Source organism: Rhodococcus sp. T7 (assembly GCF_009872365.1).
Taxonomy (GTDB): domain Bacteria; phylum Actinomycetota; class Actinomycetes; order Mycobacteriales; family Mycobacteriaceae; genus Rhodococcus_F.
The window spans coordinates 107537-115780 of sequence record NZ_WXYH01000066.1 but is presented as its reverse complement, the minus strand read 5'-3'; the positions used below and the strand labels follow the sequence as shown (position 1 = coordinate 115780).

At 69.5% G+C, this 8244-nt stretch carries 6 protein-coding genes; 2 read left to right on the top strand and 4 right to left on the bottom strand.

Features of this window, described 5'->3' with window-relative positions; all coding sequences use genetic code 11:
• Positions 1 to 120: 120 nt before the first annotated feature.
• Positions 121 to 1749 (bottom strand): PucR family transcriptional regulator, encoded by a 1629-nt coding sequence (locus MLGJGCBP_RS09455; protein WP_160095033.1) that lies wholly within the window; start codon positions 1747 to 1749, stop codon positions 121 to 123.
• A gap of 141 nt (positions 1750 to 1890) precedes the next feature.
• Between MLGJGCBP_RS09455 and MLGJGCBP_RS09450 the strand changes: the two genes are divergently transcribed.
• Entirely contained in the window at positions 1891 to 2265 is a 375-nt protein-coding gene (locus MLGJGCBP_RS09450; protein WP_072946961.1) for a UBP-type zinc finger domain-containing protein, read from the top strand.
• On the opposite strand, the gene MLGJGCBP_RS09445 is transcribed toward MLGJGCBP_RS09450, so the two are convergent.
• Together MLGJGCBP_RS09445 and MLGJGCBP_RS09440 are read right to left on the bottom strand one after the other, a co-directional pair.
• On the bottom strand, positions 2231 to 3004 hold the full coding sequence (locus MLGJGCBP_RS09445) for an SWIM zinc finger family protein (protein WP_160095031.1): 774 nt from the start codon (positions 3002 to 3004) through the stop codon (positions 2231 to 2233). The genes MLGJGCBP_RS09450 and MLGJGCBP_RS09445 overlap by 35 nt on opposite strands.
• On the bottom strand, positions 3001 to 5802 hold the full coding sequence (locus MLGJGCBP_RS09440) for a DEAD/DEAH box helicase (RefSeq protein ID WP_160095029.1): 2802 nt from the start codon (positions 5800 to 5802) through the stop codon (positions 3001 to 3003). Before MLGJGCBP_RS09440 ends, MLGJGCBP_RS09445 begins: the two co-directional genes overlap by 4 nt.
• Before the next feature lie 89 nt (positions 5803 to 5891).
• Between MLGJGCBP_RS09440 and MLGJGCBP_RS09435 the strand changes: the two genes are divergently transcribed.
• Entirely contained in the window at positions 5892 to 6674 is a 783-nt protein-coding gene (locus tag MLGJGCBP_RS09435) for a TetR/AcrR family transcriptional regulator (RefSeq protein WP_160095027.1), read from the top strand.
• Here the strand turns inward: MLGJGCBP_RS09435 and MLGJGCBP_RS09430 are convergent.
• Entirely contained in the window at positions 6621 to 8222 is a 1602-nt protein-coding gene (locus tag MLGJGCBP_RS09430; protein ID WP_087561072.1) for an adenylate/guanylate cyclase domain-containing protein, read from the bottom strand. The genes MLGJGCBP_RS09435 and MLGJGCBP_RS09430 overlap by 54 nt on opposite strands.
• Between the last annotated feature and the right edge of the window lie 22 nt (positions 8223 to 8244).

Genomic DNA, 8244 nt, shown 5'->3' with positions numbered 1-8244 from the left:
GTGTGGGAGAGTAGGACACCGCCGAACATCCGTTACCGAAAGCCCCCCAACACTTGTTGGGGGGCTTTCGGCATTTCCAGAACAGATTTGCCGACGGCAGCGGTTGCCGCACAGACCATTTCACCCCGGTGCGCCGCCGGCCAGGACCTGCAGCGCCCGTGACGCCAGATGAAGATTCAGGCGGGTGTCCACACTGCGGAGATCACGGCCGGTCAATTCGTGGATGCGGGACATCCGGTACCGGAGGGTGCTGCGGTGGATCCTGAGGGCCTGCGCGGTCTCGTCGTATTTGCCGCCGCATTCGAGGTATTGGGCGAGGGTGGCCGTCATCGTGCTGCGGTGCTCCCGGTCGTAGTCGAGCAGGGGGCCCAGCCATTCCTGCACGAACGCCTCGACATCTCCGGTGGTGCTGTGCGAGTCGAGAATGCGGTAGACGCCGAGTTCGTCGAACAGTGCCACACCGCAAGGAGAATTCGACTGCTTGCGGATTTCGAGGGCGCGCATCGCGTGGGTGTACGAGTCGGGGAGTGTGCTGGGAGAGGTGCATTCGGATCCGACCCCGACTACCCCGACTACCCCGACCGTGGGGCCGAGCGACTTCTCCAACGCTGCGAAAACGGTGTTCACGTCCGTCTTCGCGTCCATGACGGCGGCGAGGACACCGGTTCGGTGCTCGTTGCCGTGAACGAGGAGGGCCGACGAGTCGGTGGCCGTCAGGTGGCGACGGAACGCCTCCGTGACGGACTCGACGGGCGTGTCCGGACCCCAGTGGACGACCAGGACGCGTTGCGGTGTGTGCAGGTCGTAGCCGAGGGCGTCGGCCCGCGAATAGGCGCTCTCGTCGTCGGTGCCGGCCAGTAGGTCGGCTCCCAGGTCGCGGCTCAGCCGCGCCTCCGTCTCGGCGAGCGATCTGCGGTGCGCCATGTCGACGGCGAGCATCGTCGCGGCGTGCTCCAGGGCGACAGCGTCGAGTTCGGTGGCCTTGTGCTCCGGGTCTGACAGATACAGGACACCGAGAAGTGTCTGTCCGGGCCGGACCAACTGCACGATCCGGTTGTCGTCCCGCAGCGGGCCCCCCTCCATCGCGGCGCGGCGCAGGACGTCGACCCGGTTCCCGCCGCCGACCTTGCGGTACCGGGGTGCCGGGACGGACGTGTCCGGCCCGGCCGAGACGCGAAGATTGCCGAACGCGTCCTCGATACCGACGGCGAGTCCGGTCACCTGGTGAAGGGTCTCGGCGATGGCGGTCTCGTCGGCGCCGGTCGCGGCGAGTCGCCCGAACGTGCGGTGGATCTTCGCTTCTTCCTCGAGTCGCGCGGCCCTCGTGCCGATCACGGTGATCTCGTCCGTGGCCTCGCGCAGGTGGCGTTCCTGGGTGGCGGCCCGGGAGCTGAGCGACGCGGCGCGCAGGGCCGACCCCATGTGCTGAATCAACAACTCGAGGAGCGTCGCCTGCACCGGTGTCGGCGGGTAGTCGGCCCGCAGTGTCAGCGACACCGGTCTGGACCACGAATCGTCGAGCAGCACGCGGTGCCGCCAGACCTCATCGTCGGGGACGTCGCCTGTCAGGACGCTCACGGGTTCGACCGAGAAGGGGCCGAGTTCGGGGAGGGCCTCGGCGAGCAGGGACAGGATCTCGTCCCGATTCCCGCAGTCGTGCATGTGTGCGGTCACGGCCAGCACCGCCGACAGGTTCGTGGCCCGCGGGGTGTGATCGACCCTCGGGTCTGGGGCTGCATCCAGATCCATGGCATGGAACTACCCCGTTTTGCGCCGTCGAAACCGGGACGCTGTCCGGCGGGGCCGGATTTCGGGGGATTCTTTCGTTCCGCCGTGACCATGTGGCGAGACGGATCAGCCGCCAATCTTGGTAACTGAGGGGTGGCACTTATGACCCAATCCAATAATTGGCACGATCCCGATCTGAACATGATTCGCGATGTCGTCGCGCACACGTCGGACGGGTGCGAGGGCTGTCTCGCACTCGGTACCCGCTGGGAGCACCTGATGTTGTGCCTGACGTGCGGGTATGTCGGGTGCAGCGACGGATCACCGATGCGGCACGCGCGACATCACGCGGAACGCAGCGGTCATCCGATCGTCCAGTCGCTCCACGCGGGGGACAACTGGCGCTGGTGCTTTGTGCACGACGTCCAGATCTGCACGCCGTATCCGGCGACCGGGGCCCGGGTGGTCGCACCCAGCCTGGTGCCCGGGCCGGCGGACGACCTCAGACACGGTCTCCGTATCGCGAAATCGCAGTGACGATCGCAGACCAAACGGCGTCGGCCCGAACTTCCGGGGGAGCGGCGTCGAGCCAGCGTGGCCGCACGGGGCTTCCGCCGGGTCGCGGCGGCGCCGGAAGCGGTCCGGGTACTGCGGCGTAGGCATCCGACGCGGGCACGGGTACGCACGAATCGTCGAAGGATGACCGGGATGTTTCCGCATCCGCGCCGTGCCTGAGTTGCAGAATCTCCTGTCCCTCGCGTCCGCGCAGCAGGAAGAACAGCAGCGGGTCGTCGTCGAGCACCCACGCGGCCTGATACAGCACCGCGGCGGCGTGGCGGCACGGCACGTCCCACTCCTCGCACGTGCAGGTCGCGTCGGCGTCGAACATCGACGGAATCAGTGACACGTCGACGGCCGCGAGATCCTCGTCGAGTTCGCGAGGGAGCGTCCCACTCGACAACTGGGCGACGTGACCGCTCCGTGACGCGAGGGTCGCGAGCACCTCGCCCCACTGGCGCTCGTCGAGCGGGTCCACCCGGATCCGCACGTGCAGACTCTCGTCGTCGGTGTGCACGTCTGCGGAGACGAGCCCGGGCGCGAACGTGAGCGGACCGAGCAGTCCGCCACGGGCGTAGGCGCGTCCGCGTTTGAGCGTGTCCGAATCGAGCGCGGCCTGCTCGACGTCGTCGATCCAGCGCTGCGCCCACCAGATCCTGCCGCGCGTGCGGCGGCCCTTCTGCGCAGGGAATCGGGGATGCGTGACGGCGTCGGTCACAGGTCACCTCCGAAGTCGTAGTCGGGGCTCAGGGCAACCAGCCGGGCGAGCTCGCCGTCGGTCAGCTCGGTGAAGGCGTCGGCGCCGTGCGACAGGACCGAGTCGGCGAGTTGCCGCTTGGACGCGAGCATGGCGGCGATGCGTTCCTCGATGGTTCCCGCGGTGACGAAGCGGTGCACGACAACCGGGTGCGTCTGACCGATGCGGTACGCGCGATCGGTGGCCTGATCCTCGACCGCCGGGTTCCACCAGCGGTCGAAGTGGACGACGTGATCGGCCCGGGTGAGGTTCAAACCGGTGCCTGCGGCCTTGAGGGACAGGATCAGGACAGGGATATCACCGCTCTGGAAGCGTTCGACCAGGTTCTCCCGGGCCGCGACGGACGTGCCTCCGTGCAGGAATTCGCACGCCACCCCGCGCGTCGTCAGGTGCCGTCGCAGCAGCCGTCCCATCGTGGTGAAGTGGGTGAACACGAGGGAACGCCCGCCCTCCGACAGGTTGGTGTCGATCAGCTCGTCGAGCAGACCGATCTTGTGGGAACGGCCGGTGAGCGCGGCGTGTTCCTGGCCGAGGTACTGGGCGGGGTGATTGCAGATCTGCTTGAGACCGATCAGCAGCGACACGATGCTGCCGCGCCGACCGATGCCCTCGCTCGTCTTGATCTGCTCCATGGCCTCGCGGACGAGCGCCTCGTACATGCCGGCCTGCTCCGGGGTGAGCGTCACGTCGAGGTCGATCTCCGTCTTCGGTGGAAGCTCGGGAGCGATCCCCGGATCCGACTTCCTGCGCCGGAGGACGAACGGCGAGATCAACGCCGCCAACTCCGCCGCGCGGTCGGGCCCGTCCTCGCCGGCCGAGTCGTCGTAGCGGCGCCGGAACTGCGCGTACGGACCGAGGAGACCCGGGGTGACGCCGTCGAGGATCGACCAGAGGTCGCTGAGCCGGTTCTCCACCGGTGTGCCGGTGAGGGCGACGCGCGCCTGTCCCGGAATCGTGCGCAGCGCCCGCGTCACGGCAGCGGCCCGGTTCTTCAGGTGCTGCGCCTCGTCCGCGACGACCAGACCCCATGCAGTTCCGGCGAGGACTTCGCAATCGAGCCGCATCGTCGCGTACGTGGTGAGGACGACGGTGTCGCTGCCGTCCGCGACCGTCTCACCGGGAGGCCGGCGCTTCGGGCCGTGGTGGACGAGGACACCGGTGCCCGGTGCGAAACGTTCGATCTCCCGCCGCCAGTTCCCCAGCAGGGACGCGGGACAGACCACCAGCGTGGGTCCCGCCGTGTCCGGGTCCTGCTGCCGGTGCAGGTGAAGCGCGATGAGGGTCAACGTCTTTCCCAGGCCCATGTCGTCGGCGAGGCAGGCACCCAGGCCGCGCGACGTGAGCCCGGCGAGCCAGCGGAATCCGGTCAGCTGGTAGTCCCGCAACTGCGCGCGCAAGGCTGCGGGGACCGGCACGGCTTCCGGATCCCCGTCCGACAGCTCCCGCGCCACCGCCGCGGCCGCCCCGTAGGAGTCGACGCGGACGTCGTCCTCGCCGCGCCTGGCCCGGCCGGTCAGCGATGCCCGCAGCGCCTCGACGGCCGTCATCGTTCCGGTCCGCCTCTGAAGGGTCTTTCGAATCGTGTCGGAGTCCGCGACGACGTACCGGTTGCGAAGTTTCACGACTGCCCGCTTCGCCGACACGAGCTCTTCCATCTCCTCGCGCGTGAGCACGTCCTCGCCCACCGCGACGCGCCAGTCGAAGTCGAATGCACGGTCACCGCCGAAAGCGGCTGCGCCCTCACGGGATCCGGGGTCGCCGAGGACGATGCGGGTCGACGTCTGGGCGACCAGTTCGCGCGGCCAATGGATCTGGACGCCCCGCTCGCGCAGCCGACGGCCGGCGTCCGCGGCGAGGGAAGCCAGGTCGTCGTCCTCGAGACCGATGCGGTGCGGCGCCTCCGCCCGCAACAGATCTTCGAGAGGCGCCCAGTCCTCGGCCGCGCGGTGGAGGGCACCGAGAACCTCCATCCGCGGGTCGGCGGCGAACGCGGACTCGGCGAGCGTCGGATGCCGCCACAGATCGACGGCGTCGCACACTACTCCGGGCCGCGCGACGCCGTGTACCTGGACCGTGGCGTCGAACTCGGTGTCCGAGAGATCGACCGCGCCGGGATCGACGGGGTCGATCCGCAACGACAGCGCGATCGCCTCAGGTGTCAGGGCCTCCGCCCACGCCCGCAGTTCCGGGGAGGGTTCGGCATCCCACGCCAGGTAGGGGCCCGCGTCGGCGGGCGAGCCGAGTCTCGGGACGGTGTCGACGACCGCGGTGAGGAAGTTGCGCAGGACGTCCACGGCGGCGGGGAGGCGAACTTCCTCGGCGGGCGGATCCCCGAGCGGGACGGCGCGGGCTTCCGGCGGGAGTGCGGCGGCCAGCAGACGCAGGTGCGATGCGTCCTCGTCGTCGAGGGCGCCGAGCCGCCATACGTCGCGGCCGTGCGGTGTGACCGAGGGGAGGACCTTGCCCGCTCCGAGGTAACCGACGGCGGTGCGGGCGCAGGCAGCCCAGAACGCGACCGATCGATGGACCGTGTCACCGGGGTCCAGAGCCAGCAGCATCGGCAGCGCGTCGGCGAGGGAAACAACTTGCGTCGGAACGCCGTTCACCGCTCCACCCGCGGCGATGAGGGTGCGGGAATCGGCACTCGGAGGCCGCGGCCCGTTCGGTGAATCGCTCCAGAACAGCAGGCGGGAGTCGCGGGGAGGATCGGCGGGGGTGAACGTGGCCGCGCAGCCGGCGAGGGTGGACTCTGCTGTCACTACTGCGCCTTTCGCCGGGTTTATGGTACGCCGTACGTCAACGAGGCGGCGCGCGGAATTGTTCCCGGGCGCCGTGGGAAGATCTCGGCATGGGTAGAAGCGCGACACCGGAGGGCGACCCCGCCCACACCATGGAGTTGCTGTGGGGTGGCGGCACCGCGCCGATCTCGCGTCCCCGCAACGGCAAACCCGGCCTGACACTCGACCGGATCGTCGAGGCCGCCGTCTCCGTCGCGGACGCGGAAGGGCTGGACGCCGTCTCGATGCGCAGGCTGGCAGCCGAACTCGGCGTCGGCGCGATGTCGCTGTACACGCACGTCCCCGGGAAGACGGAACTGGTGGAGGTGATGCTCGACCGCACGCTGTCCACGCTCGAACCGGGCGACGACACCGACACGGGGTGGCGGGACCGTCTCACCGCGGCGGCGCACGACTACTTCCAACTGCTGTGCGCGCACCCGTGGATGCTCGGAGTCGTCGCGCTGAGCCGGCCGGTCCTCGGGCCCGGTGGGATGGCAAAGTACGAGCGGGAACTGCGCGCGGTCGAGGGACTGGGACTGCCGGACCTCGACATGGACTCCGTCGTCACACTCCTCGACAGTTTCGTCGCCGGCGCGGCGCGGGCGGCGGTGGACGCGGCCGCGCTCGCCGCCCGGGGTGAGGCGGACAGCGAGTGGTGGCAGAGCGTCGCGCCGCACTTCGAGAAGGTCTTCGACCCCGAGCGGTTTCCGCTCGCCGCCCGGGTCGGGGCCACGGCAGGGGAGCACCACAACGCCGCGTTCTCGCCCGCCCACGCCTTCGAATTCGGTCTCGCCCGGCTACTCGACGGAGTCGGCGCCCTCATCGTCGGCAGCGGAACCGGCGGGGATTAGTTCGGCGGGAACGGCCAGCGTGGTCGGCTCGAGACGTCCGCGCAGGGTGACGGTGTCGGTGCATTGCCACCGCGCGCCTTCGTCCTCCGACGCCGCGTCGATCGCCCGCTCGGACGCGACGACGTGCCCGGGAACATTCTTGGCGAGCTCGGACAACCGCGCTGCCTCGTTCACCGGATCGCCGATCACCGTGTACTCGAAACGTTCGTGGGCGCCGATGTTTCCGGCCACGGCGCGACCGGCCGCCACCCCGATTCCCGCATCGCATTCCGGCACCTCGGCGGTGAGCCGTGCGCGGAGTGCCCGAGCGGCGGACAGCGCCGCACCGGTGTGGTCGTCCAGCGCCATCGGTGCCCCGAAGATGGCCAGTGCGGCGTCGCCCTCGAACTTGTTGACGAACCCGCCCCGCCGGTCGACCTCGTCGACGACCACGTTGAAGAACCGGTTGAGCAGATCCACGACCTCCGCCGGAGACCGGGTGGCCGCGATCGTGGTGGACCCGATGATGTCGACGAACAGCACTGCCACGTCGCGTTCCTCCCCGCCGAGTTCGGGGTTGTGCCGAAGCGCCTGCGACGCCACGTCCTGCCCGACGTGCCGCCCGAAGAGGTCGCGGATCCGCTCCCGTTCGCGCAGTCCCTCGACCATCCGGTTGAACCCGGTCTGCAGTGCGCCGAGTTCGGTGCCGTCGTACACGACGACCTCGGCCTCGAGATCGCCGTCGGCCACCTTAGCCATGCCCTGCGCCACCGAGCGGATGGGCGCCTCGGTGGCGCGCACACTGATCACCACCAGCAGCAGGCCGAACACCAGGATTACCCCGCCGAGCGCGAGGATCGACACCGCGAGGCTGGTCGGGCTCGCCGGACGGATGAAACTGAAGATCGCGATGAGCATCAGGCCCAGCACCGGAACGCCCGTCCCGAGGATCCACGCCAGCGCCGTGCGGCCGGTGATGCCGAGCGTGCGGCGGGGTTGCGGTCCATCCGATCCGAGTGCGCGGGCGGCGACGGGCCGGAGCGCGAACTCCGTCAGCAGGTAGCAGAAAGCGCAGACCGTGATGCCGGCCATCGCGATTGTGAACGCGACCTTCGGGATGGTCTGGGGATCGATGAGGCCGTACAGCGTCGTGAAGAAGACCAACCCGATGCCCCACAGCGCCGCCTGGACCCGGGTCAGGCGCCACGGGGCGCGGAACGCCGCCGACCGGTCGTGGTCGGTGGGCACGTCGTCCTCCGTCGCCCATCGCAGATCCGACACCAGTCGCTTGGTGCCCCAGGTCACGCCGATCAGCACCGCGCACAGCACGAACACCGGCACAGCCACGAAATTGGCGATCGCGAACTCGCTCGCCCACACGCTCGGTCCGGGCACGACGACGCTGATGAGCAGGCAGGTGATCACCGCACCGACGAGATTGGTGAACACCAGCGGGGCGGTCAGCAGCAACTGGACACGGATACGGCGCCTGCGGGGACTCTCGTCCGGCGATCCCAGCAACCACGACCCCAGTGGGGCGACGGATCGGCGAGGGCTGCGCATAGTCATTCGAGACTAGTCGGCGCGATCC